The sequence below is a fragment of the Plantactinospora sonchi genome, assembly GCF_036422035.1.
Taxonomy (GTDB): Bacteria; Actinomycetota; Actinomycetes; order Mycobacteriales; family Micromonosporaceae; genus Plantactinospora; species Plantactinospora sonchi.
Genome location: NZ_JAZGQK010000006.1, coordinates 29,268 through 48,374, shown reverse-complemented (window position 1 = coordinate 48,374; position 19,107 = coordinate 29,268). Strand labels below are relative to the sequence as shown.

The 19,107-nt window shown below is 71.5% G+C and carries 17 protein-coding genes; 11 read left to right on the top strand and 6 right to left on the bottom strand.

Going from position 1 to position 19,107, the window contains the following annotated elements; translation table 11 throughout:
- Positions 1–82: 82 nt before the first annotated feature.
- Complete coding sequence (recD2, locus tag V1633_RS06650) at positions 83–2,311, bottom strand: SF1B family DNA helicase RecD2 (RefSeq protein WP_331213793.1); 2,229 nt, start codon at positions 2,309–2,311, stop codon at positions 83–85.
- Between the two features lie 130 nt (positions 2,312–2,441).
- On the opposite strand from recD2, the gene V1633_RS06645 reads away from it, so the two are divergent.
- Complete coding sequence (locus tag V1633_RS06645; protein ID WP_331213300.1) at positions 2,442–2,753, top strand: hypothetical protein; 312 nt, start codon at positions 2,442–2,444, stop codon at positions 2,751–2,753.
- 56 nt (positions 2,754–2,809) lie between these two features.
- On the opposite strand, the gene V1633_RS06640 is transcribed toward V1633_RS06645, so the two are convergent.
- Together V1633_RS06640 and V1633_RS06635 are read right to left on the bottom strand one after the other, a co-directional pair.
- Positions 2,810–3,472: a response regulator transcription factor gene (locus tag V1633_RS06640; RefSeq protein WP_331213299.1), complete on the bottom strand. Its 663-nt coding sequence runs from the start codon at positions 3,470–3,472 to the stop codon at positions 2,810–2,812.
- Between the two features lie 123 nt (positions 3,473–3,595).
- Entirely contained in the window at positions 3,596–4,723 is a 1,128-nt protein-coding gene (locus V1633_RS06635; protein WP_331213298.1) for a sensor histidine kinase, read from the bottom strand.
- A gap of 142 nt (positions 4,724–4,865) precedes the next feature.
- Between V1633_RS06635 and V1633_RS06630 the strand changes: the two genes are divergently transcribed.
- From V1633_RS06630 to V1633_RS06620, 3 genes are read left to right on the top strand one after another with little or no spacing between them, the layout of a single operon-like run.
- Positions 4,866–5,855 carry a carboxymuconolactone decarboxylase family protein gene (locus tag V1633_RS06630; RefSeq protein WP_331213297.1) on the top strand — a complete coding sequence of 330 codons (990 nt, stop codon included), beginning with the start codon at positions 4,866–4,868 and terminating at the stop codon, positions 5,853–5,855.
- Between the two features lie 9 nt (positions 5,856–5,864).
- Positions 5,865–6,317: a DUF6220 domain-containing protein gene (locus V1633_RS06625; RefSeq protein ID WP_331213296.1), complete on the top strand. Its 453-nt coding sequence runs from the start codon at positions 5,865–5,867 to the stop codon at positions 6,315–6,317.
- Positions 6,314–8,107 carry a multicopper oxidase family protein gene (locus V1633_RS06620; protein ID WP_331213295.1) on the top strand — a complete coding sequence of 598 codons (1,794 nt, stop codon included), beginning with the start codon at positions 6,314–6,316 and terminating at the stop codon, positions 8,105–8,107. Before V1633_RS06625 ends, V1633_RS06620 begins: the two co-directional genes overlap by 4 nt.
- Before the next feature lie 234 nt (positions 8,108–8,341).
- On the opposite strand, the gene V1633_RS06615 is transcribed toward V1633_RS06620, so the two are convergent.
- The 3 genes from V1633_RS06615 to V1633_RS06605 all read right to left on the bottom strand — a co-directional run bounded on the left by V1633_RS06615 (position 8,342) and on the right by V1633_RS06605 (position 11,143).
- Positions 8,342–9,121 (bottom strand): ABC transporter ATP-binding protein, encoded by a 780-nt coding sequence (locus V1633_RS06615; protein WP_331213294.1) that lies wholly within the window; start codon positions 9,119–9,121, stop codon positions 8,342–8,344.
- A gap of 26 nt (positions 9,122–9,147) precedes the next feature.
- Complete coding sequence (locus V1633_RS06610; RefSeq protein WP_331213792.1) at positions 9,148–9,858, bottom strand: ABC transporter permease; 711 nt, start codon at positions 9,856–9,858, stop codon at positions 9,148–9,150.
- 268 nt (positions 9,859–10,126) lie between these two features.
- Entirely contained in the window at positions 10,127–11,143 is a 1,017-nt protein-coding gene (locus V1633_RS06605) for an ABC transporter substrate-binding protein (protein WP_331213293.1), read from the bottom strand.
- A gap of 396 nt (positions 11,144–11,539) precedes the next feature.
- Here V1633_RS06605 and V1633_RS06600 point away from each other — a divergent pair, with 396 nt between their 5' ends.
- From V1633_RS06600 to V1633_RS06570, 7 genes are all read left to right on the top strand, one after another.
- Entirely contained in the window at positions 11,540–12,253 is a 714-nt protein-coding gene (locus tag V1633_RS06600; protein WP_331213292.1) for a GntR family transcriptional regulator, read from the top strand.
- A 76-nt stretch (positions 12,254–12,329) separates the two neighbouring features.
- Entirely contained in the window at positions 12,330–13,265 is a 936-nt protein-coding gene (locus V1633_RS06595; RefSeq protein WP_331213291.1) for a DUF6282 family protein, read from the top strand.
- A 76-nt stretch (positions 13,266–13,341) separates the two neighbouring features.
- Positions 13,342–14,061, top strand: coding sequence for a PIG-L deacetylase family protein (locus tag V1633_RS06590; protein ID WP_331213290.1), 720 nt, complete (start codon positions 13,342–13,344; stop codon positions 14,059–14,061).
- Positions 14,058–14,711, top strand: coding sequence for a 4-carboxy-4-hydroxy-2-oxoadipate aldolase/oxaloacetate decarboxylase (locus tag V1633_RS06585; RefSeq protein ID WP_331213289.1), 654 nt, complete (start codon positions 14,058–14,060; stop codon positions 14,709–14,711). Before V1633_RS06590 ends, V1633_RS06585 begins: the two co-directional genes overlap by 4 nt.
- Before the next feature lie 324 nt (positions 14,712–15,035).
- The gene (locus V1633_RS06580) at positions 15,036–16,655 is read left to right on the top strand and encodes a fibronectin type III domain-containing protein (protein ID WP_331213288.1); all 1,620 of its coding nucleotides are present in this window, start codon (positions 15,036–15,038) and stop codon (positions 16,653–16,655) included.
- A gap of 274 nt (positions 16,656–16,929) precedes the next feature.
- Entirely contained in the window at positions 16,930–17,961 is a 1,032-nt protein-coding gene (locus V1633_RS06575) for a LuxR C-terminal-related transcriptional regulator (RefSeq protein WP_331213287.1), read from the top strand.
- Positions 17,958–19,010, top strand: coding sequence for a hypothetical protein (locus V1633_RS06570; protein ID WP_331213286.1), 1,053 nt, complete (start codon positions 17,958–17,960; stop codon positions 19,008–19,010). Before V1633_RS06575 ends, V1633_RS06570 begins: the two co-directional genes overlap by 4 nt.
- Positions 19,011–19,107: the final 97 nt, after the last annotated feature.

The following is a 19,107-nucleotide window of genomic DNA, read 5'->3' as shown; positions in this document are numbered from 1 at the left end:
ACTAGTTAACGATATATGACAATACATCGATACCTGGCGGTTCGGACAGGAGTGGCCGGCCGACCGACCGTCCGGCCCGGGCTCAGGGTGCGTCGAGCCGGTGGGTGAGCGCGGTGTGCCGACGCCCCGTGCCGGCGGTGCGGACCGCGATGGCGAGCGCCTTGCGGGAACCGACCAGGACGACCAGCTTCCGGGCCCGGGTGACCCCGGTGTAGAGCAGGTTCCGCTGCAGCATCGTGTACGAGCTGATCGTCACCGGGATGACCACCGCCGGGTACTCACTGCCCTGCGACCGGTGCACCGTGATGGCGTACGCGTGCTGGAGTTCGTCGAGCTCGTCGAAGTCGTACCCGATCTCCTCGTTCTCGTCGGTGCGGACGGTGAGCTGGCGCTGTTCGAGGGAGAGGTCGGTGACCACCCCGACCGTGCCGTTGAAGACCCCGGCGACGCCCTTGTCGTAGTTGTTGCGGATCTGGATGACCTTGTCGCCGACCCGGAAGACCCGGGCGCCGTGCCGGCGTTCCGGACGGCCCTCCCGGTACGGGGCGAGCGCCTGCTGCAGCGCGGTGTTCAGGTTGCCGGCTCCGGCCGGCCCCCGGTGCATCGGAGTGAGGACCTGGATGTCCCGGGGATGCAGGCCGAACTTCCGGGGTACCCGCCGGGCGACGATGTCGACCACCAGCTCGGCGGTCGCCTCCGGCTCGTCGGCGGGGAAGAGGAAGAAGTCCGGGTACTCGCCGAGCAGTGGCGGCTGGCCGTTGTTGATCCGGTGGGCGTTCACCACCACCCCGGACTCCTGCGCCTGCCGGAAGATCTTCGTCAGGCGTACCCGGGGGACCGCCTCGGCGGCGAGCACGTCCCGGAGCACCTCGCCGGCCCCGACCGAGGGGAGCTGGTCGACGTCACCGACCAGCAGCAGGTGCGCGCCGGGTGGTACCGCCTTGATCAGCTTGTTCGCCAGGATCAGGTCCAGCATGGACGCCTCGTCGACAACGATCAGGTCGGCGTCGATCGGGTTGTCCCGGTCGTGGGTCGGGTCACCGCCGGGCCGCAGTTGCAGCAGCCGGTGCACGGTGGCGGCCGGGTGGCCGGTCAGTTCGGTCATCCGCTTCGCGGCCCGGCCGGTCGGTGCCGCGAGCATGATCTTCGCCTGTTTCGCGGCGGCGAGCTGGATGATCGACGAGACGGTGAACGACTTGCCGCAGCCGGGTCCGCCGGTCAGCACCGCGACCTTCGAGGTCAGCGCGAGCCGGACCGCGGTCTCCTGCTCCGGGGCCAGGTCCGTCCCGGTCCGGGTACGCAGCCAGGCCAGCGCCCGGTCCCAGGCCACGGTGGCGAAGGCCGGCATCCGGTCGGCCGAGGTACGCAGCAGCCGCAGCAGGCTGTTCGCCAACGCGGACTCGGCCCGGTGGAACGGCACCAGGTAGACGGCGGGGATCGTGCCGCCCTCGACGGTCGGGTTCGGCACCGCCTCCCGGACCACGCCCTCGTCGGCGGCGAGGTCGTCGAGACAGGTGCGGACCAGCTCCACAGGTACGCCGAGGATTTCGGCCGCGTCCGCGACCAGGTTGGGTTCGGGCAGGTAGCAGTGGCCGGCGTCGGCCGCCTCGGAGAGGGTGTACTGGATGCCGGCCTTGACCCGCTGCGGGCTGTCGTGCGGGATGCCGACGCCCTTGGCGATGGTGTCGGCGGTCTTGAAGCCGATGCCCCAGACGTCGGCGGCGAGCCGGTACGGCTCGTTGCGGACGATCGAGATCGAGCCGTCGCCGTACTTCTTGTAGATGCGTACGGCCAGCGAGGTGGAGACGCCGACGCCCTGGAGGAAGACCATCACCTCCTTGATCGACTGCTGCTCGGCCCAGGCGGTGGCGATCATCTTCGTCCGCTTCGGCCCGAGGCCGGGCACCTCGACCAGCCGTCCGGCCTCCTCCTCGATGACCCGCAACGTGTTGGCGCCGAAGTGGTCGACGATCCGGGTCGCCATCTTCGGCCCGATGCCCTTGATCAGCCCGGAGCCGAGGTAGCGCTCGATGCCCTGGATCGTCGCCGGCAGCACGGTGGTGTACGACTCCACCTCGAACTGCCGCCCGTACTTCGGGTGCGAACCCCAGCGCCCGACCAGCCGTACGCTCTCCCCGGGCTGTACGCCGAGCAGCGAGCCGACGACGGTGAGCAGGTCGGCGCCGCTGCGGTCGGTGGCGAACCGGGCGATCGTGTAGCCGGTCTCCTCGTTGGCGTAGGTGATCCGTTCCAGCACCGCCTCCAGCACCACGCCGCCGGGGCGCTGTCCGATGCCGGGGGCCTGCTGCACGGTCACCCGAGCATCATGCAGCACGCCTTCCGCCCCGCCCTCGCCCGCCACTGCGGCACCGCCCGCCCCGGCGGTCGCGACCTGCGGTGATCCGGGTCCTGATCCGGTCGCCCCGATCTAGCGTGGTGCCATGGACGATGCCGGGAACGCCGAGCGGGCCGTGGTGATCGACGGGGAGTTGCACGATCTGTTGGTGATGCTCGCCAGCTACCGCAACCAGTCGCCGCTGGAGGCCGCCACCGAGCTGATCGAGGCCGAGTTCGAGCGGATCGAGCCGGGTCTGCTGGACGACCTGCGCCGACCCGGCGCGGCGATCAAACGCCTGTACGCGGCCACCGGCCGGCCGGTGCCGGCAGTGTTCCAGGAGACGGTACGCCCCGAGTTCGGTCGAGCGGCACTGCTCCGGGAACTCGACGAGACCGGCGAACTGCACCGGATCTAGTCGGTTACCCCGGCCGGGTCCGGCGTCTCCGGCGACACCGTCGCCGGCCGGAGTGGTCACCGGCGACGCGGCGTGACCAGCCCCGACTCGTACGCCCAGACGACCAGTTGCGCGCGGTCGCGGCAGTGCAGCTTGGTCATCGCCCGGTTGACGTGTGTCTTGGCGGTCGACGGACTGATCACCATGCGTTCGGCGATCGCGTCGTTGCTCAGCCCCCGGGCGACGAGTCCGACGATCTCCTGCTCGCGGGCGGTCAGCACGGTACGTCCGGCAGAAGGGTCGGCGGGCGGCGGGGCGGCGACGAACTCGCTGATCAGCGAGCGGGTGACCGCCGGGGCGAGCAGCGCGTCGCCGCGCGCCACGACGGCGATGGCCTGCAGCAGGTCGGCGGGGTCGGCGTCCTTGAGGAGGAACCCGCTGGCGCCGGCACGGAGTGCGGCGAAGACGTAGGAGTCGAGCCCGTAGTTGGTGAGGATGAGGACCCGGACCGCCGCGAGATCGGGGTCGGCGGCGATCCGCCGGGTGGCTTCGATGCCGTCGAGTCCCGGCATCTGCACGTCCATCAGTACGACGTCCGGGCGCAGCCGTCGCGACAGTTGGACGGCCGACGCGCCGTCAGCGGCCTCGCCGACGACATCCAGATCGTCCTCGGCGTCGAGCAGTGCCCGGAACCCCGCCCGCATCAGCGCCTGGTCGTCAACCAGCAACACGCGGATCATGTCGGCTCCGCCCTCCGGTTGGAGCCGCCACGATCCGTGGCCGACTGGGCTGCTCGGACCTCGCGCAGGCGCTCGGTCATGTCGGCTCCGCAGGGGTGGACCGAGCTGGTCGCGGTCGCCCGGTCATGTCGGCTCGTCCAGCGGGAACGTGGCCCGTACCGCGAAGCCGCCGCCGTCGCGGGCGTCGGTGTGCAGCGTGCCGCCCAGCCCAATGACCCGTTCCCGCATGCCGCGCAGCCCCACCCCCGGGGTCACCGGTCGGAGCGGTGACGCCTGGCCGTCGTCGGTGACCGAGACGGTCAGCTGTGCCGGGGCGTACTCGATGTTGATCCGGGCGGTGGCGGGACCGGCGTGCCGGGCCACGTTGGTCAGGGCCTCCTGGACGACGCGATACCCGGCCTGGTCGACCTCGGCGGGCAGGTTCCGCTGACCGGTGACGGTCACCTGCACCGGTACGCCCGCCGCGCGGGTCCGCTCGACGAGTTCGTCCACCTGGGCCAACCCGACGCCGTCGCCGTCGGACGGTGCGCGCAGGACGTCCAGCGTCGCCCGCAGTTCCCGCATCGCGGCGCTGCTGGCCTCCTGGATCGCCAGCAGCGTCGCCGACGGTTCCTCGCCGTGCTTGCGGGCCAGGTGCAGGGCGATTCCGGCCTGCACCTTGATGACGGAGATGCTGTGGGTCAGCGAGTCGTGCAAATCCCGGGCGATGCGCAGGCGCTCCTCCCCGGCACGGCGCAACGCCACCTCCTCGCGGGTGCGTTCGGCCTCGAACGCCCGCTGCTCCACCTGTTCCAGGTACGCCCGACGGTGCCGCGCGACGAGGCCGGCGACGTTCGCCGCCACGAACCAGCCGAGCAGCAGGGAGGTCCGCTCGGCGATCTGCTGGGCGGGCTGGTCCGCGGGCGCGACCGTGAAGTCGCGGGCCAGGAAGCAGCCGAGGAAGACGAGGCTGGCCAGGGCGGCGGCCGCCCGGTGCCCCCGCCAGGCGGCGAGGTAGACGGTGCCGAGCACGGGGAACGTGGCGGACACCCCGGGGTGCACCCGGACGTGGAGGGCCAGCATGGCGGTGGTCACCACGCCCAACGCCACCACCGGGTACCGACGGCACACCGCCAGGGCCGCCACCATGGCCAGCACCAGGGCGACGTCGGCCGCCCGTACCGGCCCGGCGTCCGGCGCGAGTGCGGCGTTGCCGAGCAGGAGGGCGCCGAGGGGGAGACCGCCGAGCGCGTACGGGAGATCGCGGCGCATGGACGCACTGTAGAGCGGGTGTCACCAGGGTGCATCCCGCCTCTGTGGTAGCCGCGGCGTACCACGGACGCGGTATCGGCGGCCGGGCAAGTGTCCACAGCGACACGACGTTTTCCCGGCCCGTCCGGACGAGCATCGAGCCATGGTTTACCGCTTCTTCCGACCCGTCCCGACGAGGACGGCGACCGGTCTCACCGCGGAGGTCTACCGGCAGCTGCGGAACGAGTTCCTCGGGCCGTTGCCCACCTTCCAGGCGCTGTCGGCCGTACCGGAGGTGCTGGCCGCGACCTGGGCGCTGATGCGTGAGTCCCTGCTCGCCGGGGAGGCGTCCCGGGTCGACCGCGAGCTGGTCGCGTCGGCGGTCTCCCGGGCCAACCACTGCCGGTTCTGCCTCGACGCCCACGTGATGCTGCTGCACGCACTCGGCGAGCACGAGCTGGCCGAGGTCATCGCCGGTGGCGGGACACCGCCGGAGCCGAGGTACGCCGCACTCGTCGCCTGGGCCGAGGCCAGCCGCAACCCCCGGGCGGCCACCTGGCACAGCCGGTACCGACCCGAGATCACCGGCACCCTGCTCACCTTCCACTTCATCAACCGGGTCGTCTCGGCGTTGCTCGACCCGGATCTGCTCCCCGGCGGCCTGCAACGTCTGCCGGTGGTGCGGACCGTCGGAGGTCGGCTCGCCGCGCGGACGGCCCGGCAGCCGAAGGAGCCCGGAGGCGGCCTCCCGCTCGTCGGAGCCGGCAGCACGGCGCCACCGGCCTGGGCCGGGGACAGCCCGGTCGGCGTCGCGTACGTGGCGTTGCGCGACGCCGCCAGGCAGGGCGGAACCCTGCTCGGCGAAACGGCGCGCGAGACCGTCACGGCCACCGTGCGCTGGGAGGACGGGCGGCACCCGGACCACCCCGCCGAGTGGGTCGCCGAGCTGGTCCGGGAGCTGCCCGACACCGATCGGACCGGTACCCGGATCGCGCTGCTGGCGGCGTTCGCGCCCGCCGCGATCAGCGAGGGCGACGTCGCCTCCTGGCGGCTCTCCCATCCGGCCGACGCCGACCTTGTGCGGCTGGTCGCGTACGGCGCGATCACCGCCACCGACCACGTCGCCCGGGCCCTCGCCCCGGCTCACCCCTAGGAGGTCACCATGCGCAAGGCCCTGGTCGTCGTCACCCTCGTGTTGCTCGTCGCGTTCGCCGCACAGTTCGTCTTCGCCGCCGTGGGCGCGTTCACGAAACCCGGCGGCGACGGCGCGTACGTCCTGCACAGCGTCACCGGGATGGTCATCATCCCGCTTCTCACCCTGCTCACCATCCTGCTCGCCGTGCTGGCGAAAGCGCCGGGCCGGCTCGTCGGACTGGCGAGCCTGCCGCTCGGGCTCGTCGTCCTGCAGGCCCTCATCGCCATGCTCGCGAGGGCGTCCACCGACGCGGCGGGCGCCAGCACCGTGGTCGGCCTGGTCATCGGCGGGCTGCACGCGCTCAACGGGATCATCGCGGTACACGTCGTGGTCGCCGTCCACCAGGCGGCGCGGAAGCTGGCCGACCCGGCGCCGGCCGGCGCGACCCAGGTCGGCGTCCGGGCAGCGGAGCCGGCATGACCACCGGCTCGCTGCTCGTGATCGACCTGGTGATCGCGGTCCTCGCGGCCGCCGGGTGGCTGGGCGGCGGCGCGGCGTCCGCGGCCCGACGGCGTCGGCTCACCCTGGCGCTGGCCGCCTTCGCGCTGCTCGCCACGGTCGCCCGGGCGGTCACGGTCACCGCGCTCGCCCGCGCCGGCTGGTGGTTCGCGGCGGAGAAGGTGCTGATCGCCGCGCCACTGTCGCTCGCGGCGGTGGTCGTCGTCGCGCCACGGCTGCTCAGGACCCCGCCCGACATCCGGTCCGTCGCGGTGCCGCTGCTTTTCGCCGGGTACGCCGGGAGCGCCGCGCTGCTCGTGACGGTCCTGCACGGCTATCCGGCGTCGATGGGCGCGGGACTGCTCGCGGTCGCCGGGGTCGTCGCGGCGACCGCCGTCTCGTGGCGGGCCCTCGGCGCGCGCCCGTCCCGGACGGTGTCCCGGTCGGCCCTCGCGGTGGCGGTCACCGCGCTGGTGACCGGCGTCGGGTTGGCCGTCGCCCCGGGCGCCGCGCCCGCCGTACCCCATGGACATGGGTACCGGGACGCGGAGGCGGTGGGCGAGCCGACCCGGCGGTTCACCCTGACGGCCGGCACCGCGACCGTGGACGTGGCTGGCCGGGACGTGCGGGCGTGGGCGTTCAACGGGCAGGTGCCCGGGCCGGAGTTGACCGCCACCGTCGGCGACGTCTTCGAGGTGACCCTGCACAACCGGGACATCGGGCGCGGCGTCACCCTGCACTGGCACGGGTACGACGTGCCGAACAGCCAGGACGGGGTGCCCGGGGTGACGCAGGCGGCGGTGCTCCCCGGCGAGGAGTTCGTCTACCGGTTCCGCGCTGATCAGGTCGGCACGTACTGGTACCACACGCACGCGGTGTCCGACGTCGGCGTGCGGATGGGGCTCTACGGCGTCCTGGTGGTACACCCCGCGCCGGCGGCCGGCGTCGACGCCACCACGCCAGCAGCCGGTGTCGACGCCACCACGCCGGCGGCCGGCCTCGACGTCACGGTGCCGGTGCACACGCTGGCCGGGCTTCCGCTGCCCGTGGCGCGGGTGGAGCCGGTCGAGGCGGGGGTGCCGGTGCGGCTGCGTTTGATCAACACCGACAGTACGACCCACCGGTACGCCCTGGCCGGGACCCCGTTCCAGGTCGCCGCGATCGACGGATCCGACCTGCGGGGGCCGACCCCGCTGGTGGACACCGCCGTGCTGATCCCGGCCGGGGGACGCTACGACCTGGTGTTCACCGCCCCCGCCACACCGGTGGCGCTGTTCGTCGGCGGACGGGCGGTCTGGTCGACCGGACCGGTGTCGACGGCGACCGGGGCGTGGCCGGTGCTGGACCCGCTCAGCTACGGCGTCGGCTCCCCGGTGCCGTGGTCCCGGTTCGACCGGGAGTTCACCCTCGTCCTCGACCGGGGCCTCGACCTGCGCGGACTGCTTCCCCGGTACGCGCACACCGTCAACGGCGCCGCCGACCCGGACATCCCGTCCCAGGTCGTACGCCTCGGCGACATCGTCAGGTTCACCATCGTGAACCGGTCACTGGAGGTGCACCCGTGGCATCTGCACGGCCATCACGTCCTGGTGTTGTCCCGCAACGGGGAGCCGGCCCGGGGAAGCCCGTTGTGGCTGGACTCGTTCGACGTACGACCGGGTGACGTCTGGGAGGTGGCGTTTCTCGCCGACAACCCCGGGATGTGGGCGAACCACTGCCACAACCTGCCCCACGCCGACGCAGGAATGGTCCTGCACCTGATGTACGAGTGAGCGGCGCTGTGCCGGGGGTTGGGACTCCGCGACGGCTGATCACCCGTACGTCACCGGCGGTTCCGGTCGGCGGCGGTCCGTCCCGGGCCCAGCCGGGGCGGTCCGCTGCGCGGAATCGGGCAGCGCGGTGGAGGGCAGCACGTCAGACCGGGTCGCCGTTGGCCCAGCGGCGCCCCGGTCACGACCGGTGACGAAGGCCCAGCGGCCGGCGTCGTCCGCCGTGCCGCCGGTGCGTCACTCGGCGGCGGGCTTCGGCAGGTACTCGTTGCCGAGCAGCAGCTGGTGCAGCTCGGCGGAGGTGGCGGCGACCTGCTCCATGTGGGCGTTGTGCCCGAACGAGCGCGGACGCGGAATCTCCACCTCGACCAGCTTGTTCAGTCGTCCCGGTCGGGCGCTCAGTACCGCGACCCGGTCGGCGAGCAGCACGGCCTCCTGGATCGAGTGGGTCACGAAGACCACCGTCGTACCCAGTTCGATGTGGATCCGCTGCAGCTCGACGGCGAGTTCCTCCCGGGTCAACGCGTCCAGGGCGGAGAACGGCTCGTCCATCAGCATCACCTTGGGACGCTGGATCAGTGCCCGGCAGAGCGAGACCCGCTGCTGCATGCCGCCGGAGAGCTCGTGCGGCAGCCGCTTGGCGAACCCCTCCAGGCCGGTCATCTCCAGCAGTCGCATCGCGTGGTCGCGGTGCTGCGCCCGCTTCATGCCGAAGATCTCGACCGGCAGCAGGACGTTGTCCAGCACGGTGCGCCACGGCAGCAGTGCCGGCCGCTGGAACACCATCGCCACGTCACGACGGGGACGGGTGACCCGCTCACCGGCGACCAGCACCTCGCCCTGGGACGGCGGGATCAGGCCGGCGATCAGGCGTAGCAGGGTCGACTTGCCGCAGCCGGAGCGACCGATCACGGCGAGGAACTCGCCGTTGCCGATCTCCAGGTTGAGGTTCTGCAGCGCCTCGACGGGGCCGCTCTTGCCCTTGAATGTTCGGGACAGTCCGGCGATCTTGATCATTGGGCTCTCCATGAGGGGATACGCGGTCAGGACGAGATCGCCCGCGCCCACGGCACGAGGACCCGCTCAAGAGCCGCCACGGCGTAGAACAGGGCGGCACCCATAATGGCGAGCAGGGTCAGCGCGGCAAAGGCCATCGGGGTGTCGGCGGTCTGGACGGAGCTGACGATGACCGAGCCGAGGCCCTTGTCGGGGTTGATGACCTCGCCGATGATGGCGCCGATGATGGCCAGCGCGGTCGCCACCTTGAGCCCGACGAAGAGCTGCGGCAGGGCCCAGGGGAGCCGGACCTTCACGAAGGTCTGCCACCAGGAGGCGGAGAGCGAGCGGGACATCTCGCCGAGGTCACTCGGGGTCGAGCTGAGCCCGGCCATGGTCGAGACCAGGATCGGGAAGAAGCAGAGCAGCAGGGCCATCAGGACCTTGGTCTCCGGGCCGAATCCGACCCAGACCAGGAACAGCGGGGCGAGCGCCACCTTCGGGATCGCGTTGATTCCGGCGATCGTCGGGAAGGTCATCCGCTCGATCGTCCGCGAGGCGGCGAGCAGGATCGCGAGCAGGATCGCGCTCACCGTGGCGAGGCCGTAACCGACGAGCGTCTCCAGGAGGGTCACCTGGGCCTGTTCGAGCAGGTACGTGGGGAGCCGGGTGAACGCCTCGACCACGTCCGGCGGTGCGGGCACGAAGAAGGGGTCGGCGTCGAAGACCCAGGTGGCGGCCCACCAGAGGCTGATCATCAGCACCGTACCCAGTGTGGGTAACCCGAGATTCGACCACCGTTGGGGCGGTCGGGAACTGTCAGTCATGGTGATTTCCCTGAGGGATGGGAGTGGGGGCGGCACGGGCCAGCATCACCGTGACGCGCAGGCGCTCGCGCCGCGAGAGGGTCGGTGGCGGGACGGCGGCCATCACGCGGCCACCGTCCCGACCGTCAGGTACGCCTGCCGTCGCGGCAGGTGGTCCCGACCGCGGTCGGAACCGGTTCGTGCTGGTGGAACGGTGTCGTCAGGGCTTCTTCACGAAGTTGAAGTCGACGACGTTCGCCGGGGTCAGCCCCGACGGGATCAGGCCGGAGCCCTGGAGCACGGCGATGGTCCGGGCAACCCGCTGCTCGTCCATCACACCGACCGGCGCACCACCGGCCGGCTTGACGTACGGGGCCATCGCGTCGATCTCGCCCTTGCCCGCCGCCACGGTGTAGGTCGGCTTCACCTTGTTCAGGATCGTCGCCGCCTCCTCCGGGTTGTCGATGCTGTACTGCAGACCCTTCAGTGCCGCGCTGGTGAACCGCTGCACCAGGTCGGGGTCGTCCGCGATGAGCTTCGGCGTGGTGATGATCGCGTTACCGAACAGGTCCCGCAGGTAGTCGCTGTACGGCAGGATCACGACCTCCTTCCTGGAGGCCGTCGCCAGGGCGCCCCGGCTGAGCAGGAAGGTGCCGAGCGCGTCCACCTGCCGGCTCGCCATCAGACCGTTGAGCGCGGTGGTCTGCACACCCTGGATCTTCACCGACTTCGGGTCGAGCCCGGCCAGCTGGGCGTACGCCGGGAAGAGCAGCTCGGTGACCGAACCGGCACCCGTCGCCATCGTCTTGCCGGCGAGGTCCTTCGGGGTGGTGATGTTGGTGTCCTTGGTGGTCATCACCGAGATGAGGGTCTGCTGGTGCACGGCCGCGATGGCCCGCCAGTCGGTGAACTCACCCTTACCGGCCTGGATCACCGCACCGGTGAAGTCGAGCGCGGCGAACTGGACCTGGCCCGCCTTGAGCGCGGTCAGGTTCGGCTGGTTGCCCGCACCCTCCTTGATGTCGACCTCGATGCCGACCTCGGCGAAGAAGCCCTTCTCCTTGGCGACCCAGGCGAACGCGTCCCGGCCGACGGCGCCGAACGCCGTGATGTAGGCGACCTTGTCGGTCTCCTTGTTGCCGGCGTCACCGCCCTTGTCGTCCGACCCGCTGCAACCGCTCACGGCCATCGCCGTAGCCAGCAGCCCTGCTGCCAGCACGCGCGAGCGTCTGATCATTGTGAATGCCTCCAGCTTCAAACGTGTGGACGGGCAGCCAGCCGCCGGTACACCCGCGCAGGCCGGACATCTCAGGATCGGCGCCTGTGCGCGCTCGGCTCTCGCCCGGTCGAGAATCGTAGATGACCCGGGTTGCGCCTGTCACCGAGGAGATCCACAAAGTTGTGGCAAACGCCCGATGTTTTCTTGGCTGTAATGGATTTCCGCAGCTCAGCGTTGTGTTGACATTGGTCGGTCAGGCGGCGATCCTGTGAGCAGGATTGTAAATAATCTTGGAGACAATGTTGCGGATGGCGGCACCCGACCACGGCTCGGCACCCTCTCGTCCCCTGGCTGACCAGGGACATCCCGGTTGTCCCGGGCCGGATACAGCGCACCGGCACGGAGGGTGACGCGGTGACAACCGAACCACGGGAGACGAAGTCCACAGTGCAACGTTCTTCGACGCGCACCGCCGACGAGGCGTACGAGCAACTGCGCCAGGCGATCCACAGTGGTGAGTTGATGCCGAACGAGCGACTCATCGAGGTGGAGTTGGCGGCGCGACTCCAGGTCAGCCGCGCCGTGGTGCGTACCGTGCTGGTCCGGCTCGGGCAGGACGGGCTGGTGGTGCTCACCCCGAACCGTGGTGCCCACGTACGGCTGGTTACCGAGGCCGAGGCGGTCGAGATCCTCCAGGTGCGGGCGGTGCTCGAAGCGCTCACCGCCCGCCAGGCGGCGGTCAACGCCACGGCCCGGGAGATCGCCGGCCTGCGGCGGGTGCTGAACCGGATGACCCAGAAGCTGGAGCAGGACGACCTGCTCGGCTACTCCGAGGGCAACGCGAGCCTGCACAAGGCGATCATCGCGGCGGCGCGGCACGAGACCGCCGCCCGGCTGATCAGCGGACTCCGTGCCCAGCTCGTCCGGTTCCAGTACCGGACGATCCTGGTGCCCGGCCGGCCGGCCCAGTCGCTCGGCGAGCACACCGACATCGTGGCCGCGATCGCCGCCCGCGACCCGGACGCCGCGGAGGCCGCGATGCGTCGTCACCTCGGCCATGTGGAGCTCACCCTGTCCAGCACCGCCCGGGCACGCTCCGGTCCGTCAACCGTCCTGCGTCCGTCCTGAACCGATCGTTCCGAACCGATCGTCCCGGCCGCCCGTCCTGAACCGACCGCGCCGGCAGAGCCCCTCAAGGAGCAGCATGTCCGATCATCCCGTTCCGTCCGCGCGTGCGCGTGCCCTGGTCACCGGGGCGTACGACACACACGTGCACGTGGCCCCCGACGTGATGGCGCGTCGGATCGACGACCTCGACCTGGCGCGTCGGTGCGTCGAGGTGGGGCTCGCCGGTTTTGTACTGAAGTCCCACTACGTGGCGACGGCCGAGCGCGCGGCGGTGGTCCGCAAGGTGGTGCCCGAGGTCGACGTGCTCGGCGCGATCACCCTCAACGGCTCCATGGGCGGGATGAACCCGGCCGCCGTCGAGGTCGCCGGACGCCAGGGCGCCCGGATCGTCTGGATGCCCACGGTGGACTCCGGCAACCAGCGCCGCAGCACCGCCACCGACCTGCCCGGCGCCAAGCCGGCGATGTGGGGTGCCCTCCAGGCCGACCTGCAGGCCCAGGGCATCGTGCCGGACGTCGTCGAGGTCGTCGACGACGAGGGACGGGTCCTCGGACGGGTACGCCAGGTGCTGCGGGTGATCGCCCGGCACGACATGGTGCTCGCCACCGGACACCTCAACGGCACCGAGATCCTCGCGGTGGTCCGGGCCGCCAAGGAGGAGGGGGTACGCCGGGTCGTGGTCACCCACCCCGAGTTCACCTCGCAGCGGCTGCCGGTGGAACAGCAGCGGGAGTTGGCCGAGGCGGGAGCGCTGCTGGAGCGCTGCTTCACCACCCCGCACACCGGGAAGGTCGCCTGGGCGGACCTGGTCGCCAACATCCGGGCGGTCGGCCCGGAGCACTCGATCCTCTCCAGTGATCTGGGGCAGCCCTTCAACCCGCCGGTCGAGGACGGTCTGGCGCTCTTCGCCGACCACCTGCTGGAGGCCGGCTTCACCGAACAGGAGATCCAGACCATGGCGGTGGTCAACTCGCGCCACCTGGCGGCCGCGAAGGCCGAGGTGTCGGCATGAGCGAGCGTAGCGAGCGAGTCATTGGGTGCAGTGCGGTTGTGCCTCATGGCGGCACGCAGCGGAGCGGAGTGTCGGCATGAGCGAACGGCGTCGGATGTTGGTGGTCGGGGCGCACTCGGCCGACTTCGTGTGGCGGGCCGCCGGGGCGGTCGCCAAGCACACCGCGGCAGGGGGCGAGGCGCTCGTGGTCGCCCTCTCCTACGGCGAACGCGGCGAGTCCGGCGAGCTCTGGAAGGACCCGGACCAGACGATCGAGAACGTCAAGCGGCTCCGGCACGCCGAGGCGGAGCGCGCCGCCGCCGCGGTCGGCGCCACCTTCGAGGCGTTCGACCTGGGTGACTACCCGCTGCGGATCCGGGACGAGGACATCGACCGGCTGGCCGGCCTGATGCGGGAGTACGCCCCGCACGTCGTGCTGACCCACCCGGACCGGGACCCGTTCAACCCCGACCACCCGGTGGCGCACGCCGCGGTGGCGACCGCACGGCAGCTCACCGCCGGCGCCGGGGTGTCCAGCGGGTTCAAGACCGCGCCGCCCTCGGAGTTCCTGATCTTCGAGCCGCACCAGCCCGAACTGTGCGGCTTCGTCCCCACCGTCTTCGTCGACATCACCGAGGTGATGGCGGCGAAGCAGGAGGCGATGGCGGCGATGGGCGCCCAGGGCTACCTGCGGGAGTACTACACCCAGCGGGCCGACCAGCGGGGCAACCACGCGCGCCGGGTCAGCGGCAACGCGGCCGTCAAGCAGGCGGAGGCGTTCCAGCGGCTCATCCCGAACGTGGTGGGCACGCTGTGAGCGCGGCGGACGCGGTCGCCGTCGACCCGGCGGTGCTCGACACGCTGGCCGCCGCCGGGGTGGCCACCGTCTACGAGGCGTCCGGCCGCAGCGGTCTGGTCGACGCGGAGCTGGCACAGATCGTTCCGGGTACCCGGGTCGCCGGCCCGGCCCGGACCGTGCTCTGCGGCCAGGACGACAACCGGACCGTGCACGAGGCGATGACCCGGCTGCGGCCGGGTGAGGTGCTGGTGCTCACCATGCCGGAACCGGCCCCGGTGGCCCTGGTCGGCGAGCTGCTGGCCACCCAGGCCAAGGTGGCCGGCGCGGTCGGCGTACTGGTGGACGCCGCCGTCCGGGACGTGGACGAGCTGCGGGATCTCGGCCTGCCGGTCTGGGCCCGCTACCGCCGGGTCCGTGGGGCGACCAAGCGCGAGCGGGGCTCGCTCGACGTACCGGTGCGGGTGGGCGGCGCGACGATCAACCCGGGGGACGTCGTGGTGCTCGACGCCGACGGCGCCGTGGTCGTCGCGCGGGAAAGCGCGGCCGGGGTGGCCGCCGCGACGACCGCCCGGCTCGCGAAGGAGACCGGGCTGCGGGCCCGGCTGGAGGCCGGCGAACTCAGTTACGACCTGCACGGCATGCGGGCCGAGGACGAGCCCGCCGGATGAGACGAGCCGTCCCGGGCTGGCCCAGCAGCCCGGGACGGCTTCCCCACGTGGTCGAGCCGTCCCGGGCCGAGCGGGACAGCCCCGCCGGCCGAAAACAGCCCGATCGCTCTCGGCGGCTAGCTCGTACGGGTGTTACGCGACACCGAATCCATCGCCCATCATGAATTCGTGGCGTCGGCTGGTCCGGCGCGACGAGTCCGGTCCCGGCCGCGCCGTGCCGAACGGCCGACCGCGCCGGACCGGACGGCCCTCCCGAGGAACCTCCGAGGGGCGGCCATTCGTGGTGATGGATAGATGTCGTCGTAGCGAGAGCGAGGAGCCACCGTGCGAGCTGTTCCGTCCCGAAGAACCCGGTTGAACATCCGGGACCTGGTCGTCGCCGTCGTGTCGGCCGGCCTGGTCGCGGCGTTCGCCACCCCGGCGTACGCCGCCGCCGAGGACACCGAACCACCGACCGCGCCCGGGCCGGTGACCGTCGTCGAGTCCACAGAGACCTCGGTCGTCCTCACCTGGACACCCTCCACCGACAATGTCGGCGTGGTCCGCTACCAGGTCAACCGGTTCTACACCGACATGGGCTACAGCTACACCACCGACACCAACAGCATCGAGATCACCGGACTGCGGGCGTCGCAGACCTCCTTCTACTCGGTCGTCGCCGTCGACGCCGCCGGCAACCGGTCCCCCTACTCGGGCACGGTGAGGGTGACCCAGCCGCCCGGGGACAGCCAGCCGCCGACGGTGCCCGGACAGCCGGTCGCCTCGGAGATCGGCAAGACGAGTGTGCTGCTGACCTGGCCCCGCTCCACCGACAACATCATGCTCAACCGGTACGAGATCCTGCGGGTCACCGACGACGGCAGTACGGTCGTCGGCGACGCCTCGCAGCACCCGCCGGGCCGGGACCAGTTCAGGGTCTCCGGGTTGACCCCGGACACGACGTACACCTTCGCGGTGCGGGCGGTGGACGACGCCGGCAACGTGTCGGGTGCGTCCCCGACGGTCACCGTGACGACCCTCGACGCGGACGCGGACACCACGCCGCCGAGCCGGCCCGGTGAGATCACCGTCGTCGAGGCCACCGGGACCTCCGTCCTGCTCACCTGGGCCGCGTCCACCGACGACGTCGGCGTCGACCGGTACGAGGTGAGTCAGATCTTCACCGACGTGGCGGTGCTGCACCGGACGGACACCAACAGCATCCGGTTGACCAACCTGCAGCCGTCGCGGGCGTACACGTTCAGTGTCTTCGCGGTGGACGCGGCCGGGAACCGTTCGACGTCACCGCCGTCCCTGCGGTTCATCGCACCGCCCGGGGACGCCGAGCCGCCGACTGCCCCGTCCGGTCTGGCAACCACCGTGGTGGGCCGGGAGGAGGTCGGCCTGACCTGGTCCCCGTCGCGTGACAACGTCGTCCTGCAGCGGTACGAGGTCGTCTCCGTCACCCCGGACGGCAACACCGTGGTGGCCGTCGTCAACCTGCTTCCGCCCGCGCCGCCGAGTACGGGTGCGGTGGTGCGCGGGTTGTCCGAGGGGACGACGTACACCTTCGCGGTGCGGGCGGTGGACGAGGCCGGCAACGAGTCCCCGCTGTCCGCGCCGGTGACCGTGACCACCCGGAGCGGGCCGGAGGAGGGCTGCACGGCCAGCTACGACGTGGTGTGGTGGCCCGGCGGCATGCTGGTGAACATCAAGATCCGCAACACCGGGTCGACGGTGTTCGACGAGTGGACGTTCGGCTGGACCCTGCCGGCCAGCCAGCAGCTTCACAGCGTCTGGGGAGCCGAGTTGCTGAGTCGCGGCGGGGACAGCGTCATCGTGCGGCACCCGAGGTACCGCCCGACCCTCGAACCCGGTGACACCGCGACGATCTCGTACACCGCCTCCGGCTCGACCGGGCCGTCCGGGCCGATCCTGAACGGCATCGCCTGCCAGGCCGGCTGACCACCGGGCGACCGGAACATGGCCCGGGGGACGGTCCTCGGGGTGGAGGGCGCGCCGGAGCGTGCGCGCCCTCCACGACCACCACGGCCCCCCGGAGCCCGGTGCTGTCGGGTTCACAACCATCCCGAGGTACCGCGTGTCCTACGCCATCAATCAGCGTTTTCTTAGGTAATCGCACCTGTTCGCGGTTGTCGATTGACAGGAATGCCGATTTGGCGGAGGAGTGGACAGACGGCCATGCGCCCATCGTCTGACCAGGTGACCAGGTGACCAGGTGACCGGGCTACCGGCAGGGGCCGCCGAAATCGCCGCCGAAACCGATCGGGTGGTGTCGTCGCCGACCGACATCGAGGAGCGGGTGGCGGAACTCTTCACGGTGTTGCGTCGGCTGATGCCCTTCCAGGCCGGCACGTTGCATCTGCTGGATCCGGAACACCGCGGGTTCACCGCGGTCGGCGGTTTCGGCTACCCGGAGGCCGCCGCCGCGTACCAGCGTGGGGCGGAGCACTACCGGGAGATGGAGCTGCTCGGAATGGACCGGGACCGGCCGCCGATGCGGGTCCGGGACGCCCCGGTGCCCCTGGCCGAACTGGTCTCCTGGACCACACACTTCGCCCCGGCCGGATTCAGGGAGGGCATCGGGGTCGGTCTGTTCGCCGTGGGTGGTCGACACGTCGGCATACTCAGCCTGCACACCGACAGCGCGGAACATCCGACCGACGAGGTCCGGGACTTCCTCGGTCTGCTCGCTCCGGTGATCGCCGAGGGAGTGGACCCGATGCGGTCCATCGTCACCCTGTCGAGGATCGTCGCTGGCGCGACGGCGGGGGTGGTGCTGACCCGCGCCGGGAACACGCTCGAGTTGGCGGGGCTGCCGGATCACCCGGTGCTTCGGACCGGCTCGCCCGTGCTCGGCGCGGCGGCCGAGAGCCTGGCGGAGGGGGAACCGCACTCCGCGTTCCTGTGCCCGTACTCCCCGGGCGCGGGGAACCGCGGGTTCCTGCGGGTCAGCGTGTTGGCCTGTCCGGACCACGTACCGGCGTACCTGCGTGCCGTGGTGCTGGTATCCCCCTCCGGTGACCTGCACGGCCTGACCCGCAGGGAGCTGGAGATCCTCGGCATGCTGATCGAGGGCTGGTCCAACCAGCGGATAGCCGACACCCTGGTGATCGCCCAGCGGACGGTCGCCGCGCACATCGAACACATCCTGGCGAAGCTGGCGGCCCCCTCCCGCACCCTGGCCGCGGTACGCGCGGTCCGGCTGGGCCTGTACCTGCCGCGATCTCTGACCCGGAGCATCCGATGACCCGTGGGTCCTCGCTACCCGACATCGTCCGCCAGGCGGCGGCGATCACCGCGAGTCCGGTCGGTGCCGACCGGCCGGCCCAGTGGCTGTCCCTGCTGCGCCAGGTGGTCCCCTACGACGCGGCCTGGCTGTCCCTGGCCGACGATCGGAGCCACCGGTTCGTCGAGGTGACGTCCACCGGCTACCCCGAGCGGATCCGGAACTACTTCGGCACCCGGGCGTCGATGGAACAGGCCGAACAGGCGGGCCTGACCGAGTCGCCCGTTCCGCAGTGCGGCCGGGACCACCCTTTACCGGCCGTCGAGTATCCGATCTGGAGCGACTACTACATGCCGGCCGGGTTCCGGGAGGGGCTGGCGGTCGGCCTGCTCAGCCCGGATCGCCGCCACATCGGCATGCTCGCGCTCAGCACCGAGGACGCGGGCCACCCCACCGACGCGGAACGGGACGTTATCGGGGTGTTGGCACCCCGGATCGCGGCGACGTTCGACCCGTTGCGGTCGCTGTCGGTACTGGCGCGTGTGGTCCACGACGCCATCGCCGGGCTGGTGCTGACCCGTGCGGGCGAGCCGATCCTCCTGTGCGGCCTGCCGGGGCACCCACTGCTGGTGCCCGGGTCGCCGTTGCGTGCGGTGATCGACGATCTGGCCCCTCGGGGCGATGGTTCGGTGTCCTTCCTCTGGCCCGTCCGGCAACGGTCCGAACCGGTGCGGGACGTCCCGGAGGCCGTCGACGGTCTGCTCCGGGTCGTGCTGCTGGGCTGCGCCGCCGCGCCGGCGCCGGTGTGCGGCCTGGCGTTGCTCGCCCCGCTGCCGACCGGCTGGTCCGTACTGAACCGGCGCGAGTTGGTGGTGCTGGGTCTGTTGTTGGCCGGCTGGACCGACGAGCGGGTGGCGGTCGATCTGGAGCTGCCGCTGACCACGGTCGCCGACGCGGTGGAGTGGAGCATCGTCGCGCTTCAGGCGCCGGACCGGCACGTGGCCCTGCTGCGGGCGGCCCGGCGGGGCTGGTTCATCCCACACCGGCCCGGGACGGTGCCACGGGCCTGACCGGACCGCCGGATACGGAGGGTCCCCGCCGTCCGGATGTCCTGGGTTCGGATTCTGACCCCTGGTGCCTCCCTGCCGCCGTCTCGCACTGGAAGGT